Below are 486 nucleotides of genomic sequence, written 5' to 3' on the forward strand. Positions count from 1 at the left end.
GTCGTGGTCGCAGTTACCCAACCGTCGACGACATCGACGGTGAGGTCGACGCGACCGGGGCATGGGCGGTGCGCGTCCGCGTCGTCGTGCCTCAGCAGGACGACCCCTGGCACCTCTCACCGGCCGCTTGCTTCGGGGCCGGCGGGTTGGCCTCCGGAAGTCCGGTGCGCTGGGCGGAGCTGACCGCCACCGAGAACTGTTCCTTCGCCGGAGAGGTCCTGGTCGTCGCTCCGGGCGTCCGGTACGCGACGTTCAGCGGTGTGACGGACGTCGACAGTCATCCGGTGACCGCCGGCCGGACCAACATCACCGTGAGCCTGCGCAAGGTCGTCGAAGGAGATGCACGTCCATGAGCAGGATCATCTACCCCTACCCCGTCCTGAGCGGATGCGTCGAAGTCGAGATCACCCGTGTCCGGATCGACGGTCGTCCACTCAACTACGCAAAGGTCTCGCCGTCGCTGCGGACGATCGCCCTCAGTGACAG

General features: G+C 67.1%; 1 pseudogene. It reads left to right on the forward strand.

The features are described 5' to 3' along the window. Positions 1-353, forward strand: a pseudogene (locus IF20_RS36915) (transcriptional regulator); the annotation flags it as partial. Positions 354-486 lie beyond the last annotated feature (133 nt).

Origin of the sequence: Streptomyces niger (genome assembly GCF_000718305.1) — a bacterium.
In the GTDB taxonomy this organism is placed as follows: domain Bacteria; phylum Actinomycetota; class Actinomycetes; order Streptomycetales; family Streptomycetaceae; genus Streptomyces; species Streptomyces niger.